Source organism: Streptomyces sp. 8K308 (assembly GCF_004348315.1).
Lineage (GTDB): Bacteria > Actinomycetota > Actinomycetes > Streptomycetales > Streptomycetaceae > Streptomyces.
On sequence record NZ_SMKC01000029.1, the window covers coordinates 1 to 16,773 of the forward strand.

The 16,773-nt window shown below is 69.2% G+C and carries 16 protein-coding genes, 1 tRNA gene and 2 pseudogenes; 11 read left to right on the forward strand and 8 right to left on the reverse strand.

The window, feature by feature from the left end; all coding sequences use genetic code 11:
• Window positions 1-115: 115 nt before the first annotated feature.
• Window positions 116-188: transfer RNA gene (locus E1265_RS06990), tRNA-Ala, on the forward strand.
• 81 nt (window positions 189-269) lie between these two features.
• Here E1265_RS06990 and E1265_RS06995 read toward each other — a convergent pair.
• The 4 genes from E1265_RS06995 to E1265_RS07015 all read right to left on the reverse strand — a co-directional run bounded on the left by E1265_RS06995 (window position 270) and on the right by E1265_RS07015 (window position 3,519).
• Window positions 270-1,430: a tyrosine-type recombinase/integrase gene (locus E1265_RS06995; protein WP_132929348.1), complete on the reverse strand. Its 1,161-nt coding sequence runs from the start codon at window positions 1,428-1,430 to the stop codon at window positions 270-272.
• Window positions 1,427-1,657 (reverse strand): helix-turn-helix domain-containing protein, encoded by a 231-nt coding sequence (locus E1265_RS07000; RefSeq protein WP_243740588.1) that lies wholly within the window; start codon window positions 1,655-1,657, stop codon window positions 1,427-1,429. The genes E1265_RS06995 and E1265_RS07000 overlap by 4 nt, the downstream gene beginning before the upstream one ends.
• Before the next feature lie 477 nt (window positions 1,658-2,134).
• The gene (locus tag E1265_RS07010; protein WP_132929350.1) at window positions 2,135-3,169 is read right to left on the reverse strand and encodes a hypothetical protein; all 1,035 of its coding nucleotides are present in this window, start codon (window positions 3,167-3,169) and stop codon (window positions 2,135-2,137) included.
• Window positions 3,169-3,519, reverse strand: coding sequence for a hypothetical protein (locus E1265_RS07015; protein ID WP_132929351.1), 351 nt, complete (start codon window positions 3,517-3,519; stop codon window positions 3,169-3,171). Before E1265_RS07015 ends, E1265_RS07010 begins: the two co-directional genes overlap by 1 nt.
• 232 nt (window positions 3,520-3,751) lie before the next feature.
• Between E1265_RS07015 and E1265_RS07020 the strand changes: the two genes are divergently transcribed.
• Complete coding sequence (locus E1265_RS07020; RefSeq protein WP_132929352.1) at window positions 3,752-4,030, forward strand: hypothetical protein; 279 nt, start codon at window positions 3,752-3,754, stop codon at window positions 4,028-4,030.
• 440 nt (window positions 4,031-4,470) lie between these two features.
• On the forward strand, window positions 4,471-5,439 hold the full coding sequence (locus E1265_RS07025) for a hypothetical protein (protein ID WP_132929353.1): 969 nt from the start codon (window positions 4,471-4,473) through the stop codon (window positions 5,437-5,439).
• A gap of 374 nt (window positions 5,440-5,813) precedes the next feature.
• On the opposite strand, the gene E1265_RS07030 is transcribed toward E1265_RS07025, so the two are convergent.
• The 4 genes from E1265_RS07030 to E1265_RS07045 form a co-directional block, all read right to left on the reverse strand.
• Window positions 5,814-6,698: an aminoglycoside phosphotransferase family protein gene (locus E1265_RS07030; RefSeq protein WP_132929354.1), complete on the reverse strand. Its 885-nt coding sequence runs from the start codon at window positions 6,696-6,698 to the stop codon at window positions 5,814-5,816.
• Window positions 6,695-7,996 (reverse strand): helix-turn-helix transcriptional regulator, encoded by a 1,302-nt coding sequence (locus tag E1265_RS07035; protein WP_165953673.1) that lies wholly within the window; start codon window positions 7,994-7,996, stop codon window positions 6,695-6,697. The genes E1265_RS07030 and E1265_RS07035 overlap by 4 nt, the downstream gene beginning before the upstream one ends.
• A gap of 218 nt (window positions 7,997-8,214) precedes the next feature.
• Entirely contained in the window at window positions 8,215-8,421 is a 207-nt protein-coding gene (locus E1265_RS07040; protein WP_132929355.1) for a DUF397 domain-containing protein, read from the reverse strand.
• Window positions 8,422-8,435: 14 nt separating this feature from the next.
• Window positions 8,436-9,326, reverse strand: coding sequence for a helix-turn-helix transcriptional regulator (locus tag E1265_RS07045; RefSeq protein ID WP_132929356.1), 891 nt, complete (start codon window positions 9,324-9,326; stop codon window positions 8,436-8,438).
• A gap of 263 nt (window positions 9,327-9,589) precedes the next feature.
• Here E1265_RS07045 and E1265_RS07050 point away from each other — a divergent pair, with 263 nt between their 5' ends.
• From E1265_RS07050 to E1265_RS38705, 8 genes and pseudogenes are all read left to right on the forward strand, one after another.
• Window positions 9,590-9,877 carry a hypothetical protein gene (locus E1265_RS07050; protein WP_132929357.1) on the forward strand — a complete coding sequence of 96 codons (288 nt, stop codon included), beginning with the start codon at window positions 9,590-9,592 and terminating at the stop codon, window positions 9,875-9,877.
• A gap of 301 nt (window positions 9,878-10,178) precedes the next feature.
• Entirely contained in the window at window positions 10,179-10,403 is a 225-nt protein-coding gene (locus E1265_RS07055) for a hypothetical protein (RefSeq protein ID WP_132929358.1), read from the forward strand.
• 127 nt (window positions 10,404-10,530) lie between these two features.
• Window positions 10,531-11,556: a hypothetical protein gene (locus E1265_RS07060; protein ID WP_132929359.1), complete on the forward strand. Its 1,026-nt coding sequence runs from the start codon at window positions 10,531-10,533 to the stop codon at window positions 11,554-11,556.
• 166 nt (window positions 11,557-11,722) lie between these two features.
• Window positions 11,723-12,655, forward strand: a complete 933-nt coding sequence (locus E1265_RS07065) for an NAD(P)-binding domain-containing protein (RefSeq protein ID WP_132929360.1) — start codon at window positions 11,723-11,725, stop codon at window positions 12,653-12,655.
• Entirely contained in the window at window positions 12,652-12,843 is a 192-nt protein-coding gene (locus E1265_RS07070) for a hypothetical protein (protein ID WP_132929361.1), read from the forward strand. The genes E1265_RS07065 and E1265_RS07070 overlap by 4 nt, the downstream gene beginning before the upstream one ends.
• A 21-nt stretch (window positions 12,844-12,864) precedes the next feature.
• Window positions 12,865-14,145 carry a site-specific integrase gene (locus tag E1265_RS07075; RefSeq protein WP_132929362.1) on the forward strand — a complete coding sequence of 427 codons (1,281 nt, stop codon included), beginning with the start codon at window positions 12,865-12,867 and terminating at the stop codon, window positions 14,143-14,145.
• 1,421 nt (window positions 14,146-15,566) lie between these two features.
• Window positions 15,567-16,151: pseudogene (locus E1265_RS38700) on the forward strand (site-specific integrase); the annotation flags it as partial.
• Between the two features lie 472 nt (window positions 16,152-16,623).
• Window positions 16,624-16,704: pseudogene (locus tag E1265_RS38705) on the forward strand (integrase); the annotation flags it as partial.
• Window positions 16,705-16,773: the final 69 nt, after the last annotated feature.

Below are 16,773 nucleotides of genomic sequence, written 5' to 3' on the forward strand. Positions count from 1 at the left end.
GGCCTCTCCCCGCCCCCGCCGAAACCGATTTGGCAATCCACCGGGGAGGGTGTGTAAAGTAGGCATCGCCGCCGAGGGGAAGCCCGGAAGGGAAAACCCGAGGCGGACCAGGCAAGGGGCTATAGCTCAGTTGGTAGAGCGCTTGCATGGCATGCAAGAGGTCAGGAGTTCAATTCTCCTTAGCTCCACAGGTCAGAGGCCCCCTCCCGCAAGGGAGGGGGCCTCTGAGTGCCTATCTGAGTGCCTATGGATCCGATCCCGATCCGGGGTCAGCCTCCGAAGATCCGGTCCATGGCCTTCGCCCCCGTCTGGATGACCGGGCGGATCTGTTTTCGATAGACCTTCTCCGTCGTGGCCGTGGCTGAGTGTCCGACGAGCTTCGCGATCTCCTCGACGGGGACGTCGTGGTCGGAGAGCAGGGACACGAAGCTGTGCCGCAGCTCCCGAGGGATCCACTCCTCCGGATCGATGCCCTCGGCCTTGCCGAGCGCGCGCCGGAAGGCCCGCCTCACGTTGGCCGCGTCCATCGGGGTCCCGACCTCGGAGGTGAAGACGAGCCCGTTCTCCTTCCAGTCGTCGCCGGCCGCCTCGCGCTGCCGTTGCTGTCGGCGGCGCTGTACCCGGAGCGCCGCGACGGCGCGCTCCGGGAGGGCGAGCGTGCGGCGGGACTTCCTGGTCTTGGTGTCGCCTCCGTCGCGGACCGAGCGCCAGACCGCGATGTGGGGCGGCACGGGCGGTTTGGCCTCGGGACGGCCTTTGATGTCGACGTGGTCCCAGGTGAGCGGTCGTAGTTCCTCGGTGCGGGCGCCGGTGAGGAGGGAGACGACGACGTAGGCGTGCATCGGGTCGCCTTCGAGGGCGCCGAGGACCGCCTCGGCCTGGGCGAACGTCAGTGCCTTGGAGGGGCGGCCCGGCCGCCCGGTCGGCACTTCGCACAGGGCCACGACGTTGCGGTGCACCTTCTCGCGCAGTATGGCCCGCTGGACCGAGCGGCTCAGGCAGGAGTGGATCGCCTGCAGCGTTCTGGTGCTGAGGGTCTTGGCCTTGCCGGCCAGCCACCTGTCGACGTGATCAGCCGTCAGGCTTGGCAGCTTCCGCTTGCCCAGGGCCGGGATCACGTGCGTGCGGCAGAGGATCTCGTAGTTCCTGACCGTGCTCGGGGCCTTGCCTGCCAGGCCGTAGGTCAGCCAGTTGAGCACCGCCTCCTCCACGGTGTAGTCAGGTGGCGGGGCGGGGGCGGTCTTGTTCTCCTCGTGCTGGCGGAGGAGTTCCTTGAGCTTGGCCCTGGCCTCGGTCTTGGTCCGCCCGCTCGCACGCTTCCTGACGCGCTTGCCATCCTCGTCGAAGCCGAGGCTGATCGTCGCCATCCAGCGCTGCCGCGAGGCGTCCCAGTGGAGTCCGCCGTCGCCTTTACTGCGGCGCTGCGTCATCGCACGCCCTCCGCCTCGCGCTCGAGTAGCGCGACGTACTCCTGGATCGCCGCCGCGGGGATCCGCCGGGAGCGCCCCTCGTGGACCGTCCGCAGCCGACCGGCACGCATCAGGTCGTAGATGACCGACCGGCTGAGGTTGAGCAGCAGAACGGCGTCCGAGACCCGGTACAGAACGGGGGCGTCAGGCACGGAGCCGAGCTGGCGACTCGTCTGAGGCTCTGTCACCGCGCCTCCGCGGTGTTGCGAAGAGGCGCTCCTGACGTGTCATCGGTGCATGGCGTCGGGGGCTGGTCGGGGTGATGTGCTGCGCAGTGGACGACGACGGTCTCCCGTGAGTGGTCCGGAAGGCGTTGCCCGGTGGTGATGGCGACGGCGTGGAAGCCGCCGCAGTTCGTGCACGGTGGTCGTTCGCAGTTGGACTCGGGCATGATGGGGGCTTCCTTCTCGAATCGACGCGGTTCGGGTGAGGAGAGGCCCCGCCGGGCGGCGGATGCTTGGCGGTATCAGCGCCGCCCTGCGGGGCCGACCGGCGGCTTTCTTCCGCCGGCCTGCTGAGATTCGGTTGGTTCGCGATGCCGCAGAGCGTGCGTCGCATTCACAATTGTTTGTGGATTGGTGCATTGCGGCGGTAGCCGCGCTGTCGCCCATGTCGGCGATTCACCGAGTCTGCCTATTCAGGCGGCAGTTTCTCTTAACGTTCGTTTATGGATTCCAGGTGCGACTCTGCGGCGCTGGACTGGTCGTGCCCCATGCATGCCGAGGGGGTGGCGGGGGTGACCATGGCGGCCGGCCTGGTGACAGTGTCGAGCGGGCGGGTTCCGAGCGGTCGGCGCGCTCCTGGGAACGGGGATCAGCATCTGCCAGCCGTCCCAGTTCGGCCAGCAGACTCCTCGCGCTCGACCACGAGACGCCCACGCGATTGGCGACAAAGTTTGGACTGAGGGTCGGTTGCCCGGGTGCCAGGGCCTCGACTTGTCGGAGCAGCTCCCGTCGGTTCCGTCGGGCTCCCGATTTCACCTTGGTCGGGGTCTCACCCGGACTATCGTCGGCAGCGCTGCTCGGCGTTTCGATGGTGGCCGATGCTGCTTTGGGGAGGGACACCACAGAGGTCGGGGTGGCGTCGGCTCCCCGACCTACCTTCGTCGGTGCGACGGTGGTCGGGGTGGGACCAACGGATCCCGGCGCCCTCGCGGAGTCGGCCCCGAACAAGGGTGACCATTCGGCGCTCGCTGTCTCGCGGTCGGCGATCTCGACCCCTCGGTCCATCAAGCCGGCCACCAACGCCCATCCGCCGCCGCACGCTACGGCGGCCACGATCATCGTGATGACGGTGTCGATGCCTTCCCCGTAGTAGACGTGGGCCCCGACCTCGGCCCCGTACCCGGCGGCCGTGGCCGCGGCGCCGCTGGCCATGATCCATCGCCGCCGCAGGACCGAGTTCAGCACCATGGTCGCCTCGCCCACGATGACGAAGGCCTGGACGGCGACGGGCACCGCCCACATGGCTCCAGGCAGCGAGCTTGGCTGGTCGAGGTAGGTGTGCATCGCCATGACGGTCACCCATCCCGTCCAGGCCGAGGTGAGGACCAGGACGACAAGTACCAGTGGCAGGAGAACCGTGAACGCGTAGGTGGCGATGAGGGTCATCTGGGTGTGCACGCGCGCCTGCACCGGCGGAGTAGTCGCCGAGGAGGCGGTCGCGGCGGTGTCTTCCGTTCCGTAGCCGCGTGGCGACATCACTGGCCCTCCTTGGGACGGTTGCCCGACGGCCAGACGCGGAACCCGCAGCGAGGGCTTAGCGGACAACCATCGCAGACCGCGGCGGCGTCCAGGCGGTCCTCGTAGGTGACGCTGCTGCCGCCGTCTTCCACGAGTTCGAAGAGCTCCGTGTGCTCCGAGCAGGCTGCCCTTCCCTGATCGCTGGTCGGCACCGTGCGCACGGCCTTCTTGCTCCGACGGGACCTCGCCGTCGTCGCCGTGCTCTTCTGCGTGGGCGCCTGCTGCGCGGTTGGCGCGGTGGCGGACTCGGCTTCGCCTGGCGGGTGGTTGTGGGGCTGTTGGTCGTCGGCGGCGCTAATCTCGCGCATGGCCTCTCTCCTCAGTGTTGGTGAGGTGAGGGCCAGGCCCTTCGGCCGGCGGTCGCGACGCTGGCCGAGGGGCTGCTCCATGTGATGGCGCGTCGGCCCTCGATATGCAATCAGAGATTGCATATCGATGATGCAAACAGGGATAGCTTCGTGCGGGCAAGTGATCTGCCGGGGGATCACACTTACGGGGGAGCGCAACGTCGGAGGGCGCGCCCGCTGGCACCATGTCGGTGTGACCGATGAGCCGACCGCAGAGCAGCAGGCCGCGATGGACGAGCTGGACCAGCTCTCGGCCGACTACGCCGAGGCCCTGAGCCGCCTCGAAGACGCGCGAGACCGGTTGGCCCAAGGGGTGATTCGACACCTACGCAGTCGCACCCTGCGTCCTACGCAGGTCGACGCTCATGTGCCCTGGGATCGCAACTACGTAGCCAAGATCGCCCGCAAAGCCGGCGTCCCTCCCCTGAGGGAGTCGACGGTGACCAGTCGCCGCGAGCCAGACGCGAGGTGAGGCTGGCAGTCGATCCGCGCGATGAGCCAGGTGGTGCGTCGTGCACCGCCGGGCCTTGCTGATTGATCAGGCCGATGCCGGTAGGCCCGGCTAAAGGGAATGCGACCGGCCGAGACGGATCCTGCCGTCTGCCCGTCGCCCCCCGGTCAAGCCCGCTGTCCCGGCTGCCTGGGCTGGCCGCGCTGCGCCTGCGGTCGCCGCTACGACCCCGACCGGGCATCGGCGTGCGGCTCGACATGAAGAAGGAGTCCGCTCACGCGGCGGTACAAGGACATCGTGAGGAATCGGAAGCCGCTCGGCCTGGAGGTAACCCTGGTCGACCCGAACCAGTTGGCCGCAGGTGCGAGTCGGCACCCGTCGGCTTGAGCATGGCGCCCCCGCTGCGGTGGCAGTGCCGGTCAGGGCGCATGATGAAGCGATAGGGGAGAGAAGGGGCGGGAATGGCGCACTGGGCGGTGGAAAGACAGGAAGCGACTCTTCCGGCGCCGGAGCGTGTCGGCGGCCCAGGCTGGACGGCCGCGTGGCTGACGGGGGCAGTGACGCTGGCGGCGGAGGGCACGCTCGCGCTGGTCGTCTCCTTCCTGGTGGGTTTGCGGAATGAGCATTATTTCGCCGCCGGCGCCCCGGTCTTCGTCGGGTATCTCGTCGCGGCCGTGCTCATCGCGGTCACGCTCGGCTTGGCGGGGTTGATCGGCTCGGCGGCGGCCGTGCTGCCGGTCGTGCAGCTGTCGCGCTGGTCGGCCCGCAGGACCGGGCGGGCGGAGACGGTGTGCTGGTGCCTGGCTGTCTGCGGGGCGTTCGCCGTAGCGGTCGCCCTGTGCGCCGGGGTGCCGGCAGCGCTTCTCGGCGGCGGGTGGACCGTGCTCCCGCTGGTTCTTCTCGTCACGATCCTTGGCTTGGTCCCCGCCGTCCTGTGCACGCGGGCCGTGACGGTCCTGCGCGGCACCGGTACCCGGTTCGGGCTGGCCGGGGTGGTGTTCCTCGGCGGACTGACGCTGTCAGGGGTGGTTCTCGTCGGTGGCCTGGTGGCCTACGGGACTGGATTGATCCAGGCATACGAGCCGCCACGGCTCACCGACGCGCAGCTCGTCGGTACCTGGACCGACGACCAGGGCGGCACCCTCACGCTACGGGCTGATGGCACTGCGGTTGCCGACGATCTGGGCGTTGATACCGCGGAGGCCGCGTACGGCGGAGACAGGCCCGAGCGGTGCAGTGGCTCCGGCTCGTGGGCGCAGAATGCATCGCTGTCCGGAACGCCGCAGCTCGATCTCAGTGTCAGCGGATGCACGAAGGTCAGCGGCTGGCAGTTCGGCGGCACCGAAGAACAGCCCACCCTCTACTACTGGATCGGCGACCCGGATTCGCTCGACCAGTACACGCTGCGCCGCACGTCGCCAGCGCCCTAGTCACTGGTGGTTTGCCTATTCACCTGTCGCCAGTTCGATCCCCACAGAGGAGAACTCTTCGGCGCTGCTGAGGTTGGCCGTCTCATGCCACCCATCCCTGGGTAGGGGCGCTGCCGCTGTAGGGGCCGGGAAGCGAGATCCCGCGCTGGCACGTCTGGTGGCGTCTATTCGGTCACTCGCACTCCGACATCGGCCGTGACCCATGACCGGGCACGCGTGCTGAGAATTCCTAACCCGACCAGAGCCTCTGGGACACCGAACCGGTGACTCGTGTCGTCACCGGTTGAGCCGTGAACGGTGCCGTTTAGCGCGTGGGCCTCTCCTGGCAATCCTGAGTCAGCGGCGCGGAGAACCGAGGTAGGCGCCGGCGGGAGTTATGCGACCGCTGTCCAGGTCCAGGGGCGGGGCCCGTGATGCCCTTGAAGGCAGGCGATGCGGTAGTGGGCCAGAGGCATGGCGTTTGGATCTTGGTCGGCGATCTGAAAGGCGAATGTGACCTTGCGCAGTTCGCGGATGCCGCGGAGTGTGGGATAGCCGGGCCAGGTCATGACGTCGGTGCCATATGCGTCGCAGAAACGACGGTACTCGGCCTCGGACAGTTCGGCGAGAGTGTCGTGCTCGACCGCGACGGCCGTCAGGTCCCATTCGGGGCGGCCCAGCGAAGTGCGTTCGAAGTCCAGGAGCACTGGGCCGTCGGCGGTGAGTGCGCAGTTGCCGCCCCAGGCGTCTCCGTGGATGACGCACTCGGGTTGGCCCGGTGGGAGGTTGAGCCATTCCCGCCGCAGAGTCTCGAGTCGGCGCAGCAGCCAGCCGCGGTCGTCGTCGGAGATGGATCGGGCCGCCGCGATCCGGGTGTCGAGTCGTACGAAGGGATCCCACGTGCCCAGCGGGAAGTCTGGCGGCGGGAGGTCGTGTAGCCGTCGAAGCAGCGGGGCGAGGTCGACCGCGGTGCCGGGGCGGTGCGGCGGGAGCTCCTCCCAGAACGTCGCGGGGCGGCCGCCGGCGACGATCGGTTGGTCCATCGGCAGTGGGCGGACGGCGGGGACGTCGTGGTCCGCGAGCCAGCGGGTCACGGCGACCTCGCGGGCCGCGGCGGCCTCCTGGCCGCCGCGGGATATGCGGACGACGATGTTGCCGGGGAGGCGCCAGAGGTCGTTCTCCGCAAGTCGGATGGGTTCGGCGCCGGCGGCGGACAGGCCCACGGCAGCGGTGATTTCTCGCAGTACGGCGAGGGACGCGGCCTGGCGGGAGTCGGTCATGTGAGCACCGTGTTCCTGATGCGCTCACGGAGCTCGGCCACGTACGGTCGGCGGGCGTGGCGCGCCGACGCCGCGAGCAGGTCGCGCACGTCCGACACGGCACGCTTGGAGCGTAGTTGGCCGATCTCGTCGAGGGCGCGGTTGGCGATGACCGTGGCTTCCTGCGGGTCGCCGGTGGTCATGGTCAGGGTGGCGAGCTTGGTGCCGGAGAGCGCGCGGGAGCGGACGTACGCGTCGGTGTGGTGCGCGATCGCGGTGCGGAGGCGCGCGGCGGCGAGCGCTGGGGACTGGCCGGGGAGCAGCGCGATGTCGAAGGCAGCGTGCCCGGTGTCGCCGTGGTGCTGGGCGTAGTCGTAGTACGCCATCCACGCCGGGTCCTCGGCCTCGTCGGCGTGGGCGAAGGTGTCGTCGGCGTGGCCGATGGCGGCCAGCGTCTCCTGGCGCGCGCCCATCTTGGCCAAGGCCCTGGCGCGTGCGACGTGCAGCATGCCGCGTTCGCGCGGGGTGAGTCGGTCGGCCCGGACGAGACCGGTCTCGGCGAGTGTCAGGCCGGCGTCGGGGGAGCCGCACCAGGTGGCCTGGCGGGAGCGCCAGCTGTAGGCGGTGGCGCGCAGGTGCCAGTTGCCCGCCCGGTCGGCGCACTCGCTGCCGAACTCCAGTAAGCGTGCGGCGTGGGCGTGTTCGTAGGCGTCGAAGGCGCTGGCGCCCATCACGATGGCCAACTGGCCGACGGCCGTGAACAGCTCGGCCTCCAGCGTCGGCGGGCATCTGACATCCAGGAGGCTCGCGGCCCAGGCGAGTTGGCCGATCGCCGCGGTGCGGACCATGCCGGCGCCGCCGTACTGGTTGTCCCAGCTCGCGTGGTTCCTGGCCGCGGCCCGCACCTGGTCGAGGTCGTCGGGCCGGACCGTTCGGGGCAGCTCATGCGGGACGATGCGGGGCAGGACCTCGTGGATCGATGTCTGGTCGAGCGCGGCGAGACCGCCGACGGCGAGGAACGCCCGCCGCCCCACGGCGGCCGTCACGTCACCCGCGTCGGACGTGCCCCGCACGCGGTCCGCATCGGCGCGCTGGCTGTCCGCATCCTCTTCCACCCGACGCCAGAGCCGGATCAGCGCCCCGCCCGCGTCCAGGGCGTCGTCGAACCTGGCGGCCAGCTCCGCGTTGCACGAGCGCTCGGCCTTCTCGATGCGCTCAACGGAGGTGCTGCTGAGGTGCACTATCGCGCCCAGGGCGGCCGAGGAGAGGCGGCGGAGATTCCGCCAGTTCCGTAGTTCCACCCCGAACCAGGCGGCCATCGAACCGTGTCGTCGAGCGGCTTCGGCTTCTGTGGCATGCGTCCTCTTCTGGCGTTCCGATGCGGACAACCGACGCGGCGGGAGGCGGGTCCGCATCGCCACCGGGGCCGGCGGTTTCCGGTCCGGACCGCAGAGGTCCTACCCGCTCCCGGCGGCCGACAACGGATGAAGCCGACCGTCACGGGACACGCCCTGCTCGGGGGCGTGATCGGACGAGGTCAGCCGCGTTCGAGGCGGCCGTCCGCCACCGCCCTGGCGAACTCGCCCCAGGCCGGCCGCGGCACGCTGAGCGTCACACCGCTGTGATGGCTCTTCGAGTCACGCACGAGGACGGCCCGTGGAGTGGCCGCGCATTCCACGCACTCGTTGTTGGGCGTGCCGCTGTAGGAGCTCTTGAACCAGTCGAGCTGGGGGTGTTCGGCCACGGGGGTCTTCCTCGCTACTTCTCGTCTCGCGGATGCGACGTGCTGACCTCGGCGATCAGGTCGGCCGAGGCGTCGGGGTCCAGCGCCTCCCGGCGCAGGAACGCGATGGCGCCGGCGTACCGCTCGCGGGCCTCGGGCTCCTCAAGGATGAGGGAGCCGGCGACGGTCTCTATGAAGATGACGTCCAGCGACGGGTCCGGGCCGCCGTAGACGATGAAGCTGTTGAGGGCCGCGCTGTACGCGCCGGCGGCGAAGGGCAACACCTGGATGCTGATGTGCGGCTCCCGGCCCCGCTTCAGCAGGTGGTCGAGCTGGGCGGCCATCACGCCTGGTCCGCCGACCCTGCGCCGGATCACGGACTCGTCGAGCACGAGGTGATAGGTGGGCGGCGCCGGCCGGTCGAGGATCTGCTGCCGCCGCATCCGCATGGCCAGGTACTCGTCGACGTCCTGGGGTGGGAGGGCGCTGTCGGGCGTCTCCCTGATGGCACGGGCGTAGTCCAGGGTCTGCAACAACCCGGGAATCACCCCCACCGTGTACTGGCTGATCCGCGGCGTCTCGTTCTCCATGGCCAGCAACAACCGCATGGGGCTCGGGAGTTTGCCGGCAAGCGGTACCCACCAGCCGTCGGTGACCTTGGAGTTCTTCGCCAGCTCGACCATGGCCGCCCGCTCCTCGTCCGGGGCGCCGTAGACGCGACAGAGCTGATCGACCTGGTTCCAGCGCACGTTGCCCTTGGCACGCTCGTACCTGCTGACCGTGGCCTTCGAGACGCCGGCCGCGTCGCCCGCCTCCTCGGCCGTGAGTCCGGCGGCTTCCCGGAGGGCCAGCAGACGGATGCCGAGTTGGCGACGGCGGGCGGTCGGTCCGGCCTCGTCGGCGATCTCAGCGGGTCTGTCCGTCATCGGTGCGCTCCTTGGACGAGTACCGCCAGTGTGATCGCCGACGCTCGGCAACCACAAGGAAGTTACATGGTGGAACGGCATCGTCGGCAGCGCCGGCGGCATATGCGTGAGCCGCCCATGCGGACACTTCCTTGATGAGAGTTACATGGCGAGCGGGCCACTGCAAGACTCCCGATCGTCGGAACCGAGGGCAGCCGGTCACCGCCGAGGCACTGGCGAGCGCACCTGGCCCCTCTCCCCCCTCGACGACGAGGACCACCGCGATGCCCGACCCCCACCCCAACCTCCCGCAGCGCACCCTCGGAAGAGACATCGGCCTCGGCCACCGCGATCACCCGCTGCTCGGCCACGTCGTGTTGGACACCGAGACGAACCGCACCGGCATCCTGCGAGCGCTCTGCCCCGAGTTGCCGGACGGCGGCGCACCCGACCTCCGCGAGCAGATGATGGCCTGGCTCGCCCCGCTCAACGGCGGGCGAGAGTGGACGACGTCTCCGGCCGCCATCCGCGACCAGCCCCTGGCCGCACGCATCTTGGGACGACTCCGGTGAGCGCCCGCCAGCGACCTGCCGAGGCAACCACGGCGGAGCCGCCGACGAGTGCCGGTGGCGCCCACGACGCCTCGTCCCTGCCGCCCGTGCGCGCGTTGCTCAAGTGCACCTGCGGTGAACTCGTTCTACGCGGCGACGCGCACGTCTGCGCCGCACGAGACGGAGTCGGGACGGCGGCTGAGGCGACGCCGCCACCGCCGTCGTGACGAGCCCGGGTCATCACCCGCCCCGGCGACAACAGCCCGTCGGCTCCGGGAAGACGCCGGACGACGCCACGCCCTCCTCGTTCGAAGGACGGACCGTGGCGGACAACGGGCCGGAGACGATGCGGCGGGTGGGCACCGCCCTGCGCGCGAGCCTCCAGTGCTGGCGTTGCGGCGAGCGCGAGGCGCCGCTGTTCAACAGCGGTGAGGTGACTGGCGAGTTGGGTGTGGCGCCGCTGTACTGCTGCGCCGGCTGCGTGCGGGCGCTGGATCGGCTGTACCGAGCGGCGTTCGCTCACGCCGGCACGGAGGCTCCGCCGTGACCGTCCCCCTCGTGCTGTGCACCGTGCTGGTGCCTTCGACCGTCCTCCTCGCCTCGCTGTGCTTCGTCTGCTCCTTCGCCCGCCGCATCGAGGTCGCCCACACCCTGACTCACGACCAGGAGGTGCCGTGTTCCATCCATCCCCCTCCGTCCTCCGCGCGCCGAGCGTCGACGAACTGCTCGACCACGCCACCGACCAGATCTTCCAGGCCGCGGTCGCCCTCTGGCCGGGACGACGAGTGAAGCTGCTGGAGGCCGTCCCCTCCGTCACCGCCTACGTCCGCCTCACGGAGGTCGACGGCCAGCGGCTGTACGCCAAGACGTCCGTGCTCGGCACCTCGCTGGTCTCCCTCCTGCGCGGTGCCCACGGCGACCTCGACCAGATCCGCGAGACACAACGTGCCTACGCGGCCCGAGACGATCGCCTGTCACTCCGGGAAGCGGCCCAGCTCGACTGGCTGGCCTCCCTTGGCCGGCCCACGTCGTGCCGGCTGGTCGGCGCGCACGGAGCCGTGCTCTTCACCGAGCCGGTCCCCGGTCCATCCCTCTCCGAACTGCTGGCCAGGCAGCCGGCGCAGACGGCCGGGCTGCTCGCGGCCCTCCTCGAGGAACTGGAGCCGCTGCGGCGCCATGACCCAGCCGGCCTCGGCGACATGGAGACGCCGGAACGATCCATCGTCGGCACTTTCACGCGCAAGTTCGATGGTCCCGGACGCACCGCCTACCTCGGCGCGATCGGCGCCCGACTGTGCACACCGGCGCGGCACCGAACCCTCGGCAGGTTTCTGGTTCCAGCCGTCCGTGACCTGTCGACACACACGTGGCGGTACCGAGCGCTGTCGGTGCCGGTCTACGGCGACCTCAAGCCGGAACACGTGCTGTGGCCCGGAGGCCCGACGAGCCACCCGGTGTTGGTCGATCCGGGGCTGCGGCGGGCCGGCGAGCTGGAGGACCTCGCCCGGCTGGTCGGCAGGACCCTGCTGCTGGCCGGTACCCAACTCGGCCCGCACGCGACCAGCCGAGTCGTCGACGGGGTGAACACCCTGATCGAGCACCGAATGCGGCCGATGGGCCGACCGGACGTCGACCGGTGGCTACGCGACCTGATGGCGCTGTGGATGATGGACACCCTCAACATCCCTCGACCTGTCTGACAGCACCTCCGGGGCTGCCTCTGCCCACCCAGGCCACGGCCCTGATCGACCGTGCCGTGCCGGTCGTCGCGCTCGTCCAGCGCGTGGCCGCCGAACTGGCGAGGAACAGCCCGCCGGCCGGAGTGTGGGACCGCGCGCTGGCACGCGTGCGGGAGATGGCGCGACCATGACCGACCTGCCCGCCATCGGGATTCTCGGCGCCGGGGCCGTGGGCCAGACCGTCGCCGGCGCCCTCGTCGCCTCTCGGCTGTGTGGTGAACTGCTCGTCGCCTCACGCACCATGGACCAGGCCATCGCCCTCGCCGAGGACCTGGACGACATGCGGGTGAGCTTGGGCTCACCCGCCCGCCCCCGAGCAGCCCAGCGCACCGATCTCGGGGGCTGCGACGCCCTGGTGGTCGCCGTCCGAGCCCGCTTCAGCAACCACCACCAGGTCGATGTCCGCATGGGCGGCGCGACGGCCAACAGCGCGCTGATCCGCGCCCTCGGCCGGGACCTGGTCACCGGCTACGCCGGCTCGGTGCTCGTCGTCACCAACCCGGTCGACCTGATGGCCCGGCTGCTGGCCGAGACCTCCGGCCACCGCCGCGTTTACGGTGTCGGCTCCAGCCTGGACACCGCCCGCTACCGGATCCTGTTGGCCGACCGCCTCGGCGTCCCCGTCGGACAGGTCGCCGGCCATGTCATCGGCGAGCACGGCGACGCGGCTGTGGTCTGCGCGACGACCACCACCGTCGCCGGCGAGCCCCTGCCCACGCCGTTGTCGCTCGCCGAGATCCGGGCCGCGCTGGTTCGTCGGCCCGGCCGGATCCGCGCCGGCATCGGTCGCACCCGCACCGGCCCTGCCGGCGCCGTGCTCGCCGCCCTGCGACACGTGCTCGGCCAGGTCGACGGAGGCGTCCTCGAACTGTCCCGGCCGTGGCACGACGGCGTGTGGCTCGGCCTTCCCCTCACCTTCCGCCGCGGCCGCGAGCCCCTGGTCCGCCTGCCAGCCCTGTCCGCCGCCGAAGCTCTCCAACTCGACGCGGCGGCGGCCAAGCTGTCCGCCGCCTATCTGTCCATCGCACCTCACGGCCACCAGATCGGAGATCCCCTGTGAACACTCCCACCGCGATCCGCACCCAGGTCGCCGAGGCCACGGTGACCGTCGTCGGTCCCCGACCCGTCACCGCGTGGACGCAGCGCTACTTCGGCCCCTGGTGGCCCACGGCCGACATCGACGCCGATGACCCCGGCGACAGCGAACCGTTGACTGAACTAACTCCAGCATTTTCGCAGGTCAGATAGCCTTTCTGCTAGCTTCCGTGGATGCTTGGACGTGAACCCGAGAGGGAGTTAGCAAGCTTCGTGCTGCCCGAGGCCGGACAGCTGGCGGAGACAGGAGATCGATGGAGACCGTTTGTCCTCCTGGACGCGGACGGTGTCGAGATCGAACCTGTGGCCGCCTTCTTCGCGGAGCTGCTGGCTTGTGACAAGTCAGCAGCCACGATCCGGTCATACGGAATGGATCTGCTGCGTTGGTGGCGCTTCCTGTGGGGCTGGGGGATTGCCTGGGATCGTGCAGGCCGGTCGGACGCTCGGGACTTCGCCCGCTGGATGCAGATCGCGAACAAGTCCGCACCGCTGCACTGGCGCCACCGACGGGCCATCCAGACGGAGACAACACCAAAGCCAGTACGAGAGCAGCTGCCGCCCGGAGCCCCCAATCCGATCACAGGAAAGTCGTCCCCAGGGCCGAGATACGCGCCGACAACGCGAGCGCACTGCGAGACCGTCCTGCGGGCCTTCTACGACTTCCACCTCTCCGAGGGAACCGGCCCGATCCTGAACCCGTTTCCACTGGATCGCTCCCGGCGCCATGGCAGGGCACACGCTCACCACAACCCTGACGAGCGGTTTCGCCACGAACGACAGGGCCGCTACCGGCCGGCCATCCCCAAGCGAGCGCCTCGGCGGATCCCCGACGCGATGTTCAACGCGCTCTTCGCCGCGCTGAAGCACGACCGTGATCGAGCTCTGCTGGCGTTTTGGGTCTCCAACGGGGCTCGTGCTGAGGAACTGCTCACCAGTCGGCAACGCGACGCGCTGCCCGGCCAACAGGTCCTGGGGGTGGTCCGCAAGGGGAGCCGGGCCTATCAACAACTCCCTTGCTCAGCCGACGCTTTCGTCTGGCTGCGGCTCTATCAGGAGAGCGCCTGGCGGGCGGGGGTCCCCCGCGGACAGAACGAGGGGCTGTGGTGGACGTTACGCCGCCCGTGGCGTCCCCTGAACTATCCGGCGGCCCGTGCGATGTTCAACCGGGCCAACAGCTTGCTCGGTACAAACTGGACTCTCCACGATCTTCGACACACCGCCGCCTATCGGCTGGCGAGGGATCCGAAGATGCCACTGACCGACGTGCAGTGGGTGCTCGGCCATGCACACCTGTCGACGACACAGCTCTATCTTCCGGCCGACCGGGACGAAGTGATCGAACACGTTCGAGCACACCATGCCCGACGGGCCAAGTCCGCCGAGCGGGTTCCACCGCCACCGGCGGCCGGTTACAACCCTGAATCCCTCAACAACCTCTTCGGGACTGCCTGGTGACACCTGCAGAGACGATGTCCGTCGCGACGCATGTCGCACCTCCCACGTCCCTGAGCCTGGCCGGAGAAGCATTGAGGGCCGTCGCCCTGCGCTTCCCGCCCAGACCTGCCGAGGACGACTGGGCGGCCACGGCAGGCACGCAGGCCGACATCCTGGCTCGTCTGCAGCAGCCTCCCTTGCGGCCGGCGGACGTGAGGCACCACCGAGCCCGGATCCGCGGAGCTCGCCAAATCTTGCAGTGGCTGGACACCTTCCCCGGGGCCACCTGGCAGCAGCGGTGGAACGCCAGCCCCGCCAGCACACGTCCTGGCAACGACTGGGCGCGGTTGGCACCCGGCTGGATCGGAACCGCCGCGGGCCCCTCGCAACGGCAGACCTTGTCCGGCGGGCTACTGAGTTTGATCTGTGCAGACGTCATCAGGCCAGCCCTCCCCTGGCTGCTTTCGCGAACCTCGGCCAACATGACCAGCCTGCGGATCGGGCTCATCCCTACCCGTGATCCGGAAGGATTCTCCCAGCTTGAAGCGATGATCGAACCTGCTACATGGTCCTCCAACGTCGGGCGCCATGCCCTGCACGCGCTGGTCAAGATCGTTGCCGCCAAGGGCGGCACCTTGGCCGACATCACCGTCGGCGACGCCGTGGAGTATCTCGCCGCGCTCAAAGCAGCGAACGACAAATCCCGCGGCTACACCCTCTTCTATGCCTGGCTGAGGGAGTTGGGCACCCTCCCTGCAGAAGCACCCAGCTCGCTGCGCTACCTGGCCAACACCAGTGGGCAGGTATCGATGGAACAGCTCATCGACCGGTTCGGCGTCCGCTGCCGCCCCATCAGGGATCTTTTGGTGGACTATCTCAAAGAGCGGCAACCCGGTCTCGACTACACGTCCCTGAACAATTTATCGCGGCACTTGGCCAGCAACTTCTGGGGCGACCTGGAACAGCATCATCCGGGAATCGACTCTCTCCACCTGGCACCCGAGGTGAGCGCGGCCTGGAAGCAGAGATGCCGGACCCGCATCGAACGGCGCCGCCAGCCAGACGGCACAGTGCGTGAAGTGGTGACCGCGCGCGTCAACGTCGCCAGCATCATGATCTCTGTGCGGGCGTTCTATCTCGACATCGCCCAGTGGGCCATCGACGAGCCGGCGCGCTGGGGGCCCTGGGCGGTGCCGAGCCCGATCAAGGACGCGGATGTCGCCGTCGTGAAGGACAACAAGCGGCGCAAAGCCCGGATGGACCACCGGACGCGGGAACGGCTCCCGGCTCTGCCTGCCGTCGCCCGAGCGGCTTCATCATGCCTGAACGAGGCCAAAGCCCGACTCCAGGCGCTGATGGACACCCCGCCAGGCGACCATTTCACCTTCGCGGGCGACACCTTCGCGCGAGCAGCGAGGGACGGAACGACCTGGGCGGTGAACATGGCCACCGGCCGGCGCATCGACCTGGCCCTCGCGGAAAGCCGCGCGTTCTGGGCCTGGGCAATGGTCGAGTTTCTTCAGCACACCGGGGTCCGCATCGAGGAAATGCTGGAGGCCAGCCATCACAGCCTGATCCAATACAGGCTGCCCACGACCGGCGAGATCGTCCCCCTCCTGCAGATCGCGCCCTCCAAAACCGACGAGGAACGAGTCATCCTGGTCAGCCCAGAACTCGCCGACGTACTGAGCGCGATCATCGCCCGTATTCGCGACCCGCGCACCGGTGCCGTCCCCTACGTCTCCAGCTATGACATGGCTGAGAAGACCTGGAACCCGCAGATGCCACTGCTCTTCCAGTGGCGCCGCAGCGGCGAGAGCTCCCGCCTCTCCCCGAAGTTCTTGCGCGAAGCGCTCCAAGAAGTACTGGCGTCCACGAACCTCACCGACTCGGCCGGACAGCCCTTGGATTTCTCGCCCCATGACTTCCGGCGGATCTTCATCACCGACGCCATCCGCAGCGGCCTTCCCCCGCACATCGCGCAGGTCATCGCCGGGCACACCAACATCAACACGACCATGGGGTACAACGCCATCTACCCCAGCGAGGCGATCGAGGCGCATCGCGCGTTCATCGCGCGGCGCCGAGCGCTGCGTCCCAGCGAGGAGTACCGAACCCCAACCAACGAGGAGTGGGACGCCTTCCTCGGGCATTTCGAGCGACGCAAACTGTCCATCGGGATCTGCGCTCGCGCATTCGGCACTCCATGCATCCACGAACACGCCCCGTTGACTGAACGAACCACGTTGATTGTGCAGTTCAGGGCACGGGTGAGGTTGTCGCCCAGTACGGTCTGCGGTCGTGATGAACGATGGTGTGCCCGAGCGCGATCTGTCGAGGTTGGCCGTTCCTCGGTGGGGTCGGCTGGTGGAGACCGGCGACCGGTACGAGCCCTACCGGCTCGTCGACGCCGACGGCGCGGCCGTGATCCCTGCCGTAATGTTCTTCCAGGAGCTGCTCGCAGCCGGGAAGACGGCGGCGACCGTCCGCTCCTATGGCATGGACCTGCTGCGGTGGTGGCGGTTCCTGCACGCGGTCAAGGTGCCGTGGGATCAAGCGACACGCGTGGACGCTCGGGATTTCAGCTGTTGGATCCAGCTGGCGGTCAAGCCGCGAGCGACCGCAGCCAGGCGGCGGTCGGACCGTACA

Bases quoted from the DNA above. Each gene is read 5' to 3' on its own strand.
- E1265_RS07075 (WP_132929362.1), top strand. From the start codon at position 12,865: ATGCTTGGACGTGAACCCGAGAGGGAGTTAGCAAGCTTCGTGCTGCCC.
- E1265_RS07015 (WP_132929351.1), bottom strand. From the start codon at position 3,519: ATGCGCGAGATTAGCGCCGCCGACGACCAACAGCCCCACAACCACCCG.
- E1265_RS07035 (WP_165953673.1), bottom strand. From the start codon at position 7,996: ATGGCCGCCTGGTTCGGGGTGGAACTACGGAACTGGCGGAATCTCCGC.
- E1265_RS07050 (WP_132929357.1), top strand. From the start codon at position 9,590: ATGCCCGACCCCCACCCCAACCTCCCGCAGCGCACCCTCGGAAGAGAC.
- E1265_RS07045 (WP_132929356.1), bottom strand. From the start codon at position 9,326: ATGACGGACAGACCCGCTGAGATCGCCGACGAGGCCGGACCGACCGCC.
- E1265_RS07030 (WP_132929354.1), bottom strand. From the start codon at position 6,698: ATGACCGACTCCCGCCAGGCCGCGTCCCTCGCCGTACTGCGAGAAATC.
- E1265_RS07025 (WP_132929353.1), top strand. From the start codon at position 4,471: ATGGCGCACTGGGCGGTGGAAAGACAGGAAGCGACTCTTCCGGCGCCG.
- E1265_RS07010 (WP_132929350.1), bottom strand. From the start codon at position 3,169: ATGTCGCCACGCGGCTACGGAACGGAAGACACCGCCGCGACCGCCTCC.
- E1265_RS07065 (WP_132929360.1), top strand. From the start codon at position 11,723: ATGACCGACCTGCCCGCCATCGGGATTCTCGGCGCCGGGGCCGTGGGC.
- E1265_RS06995 (WP_132929348.1), bottom strand. From the start codon at position 1,430: ATGACGCAGCGCCGCAGTAAAGGCGACGGCGGACTCCACTGGGACGCC.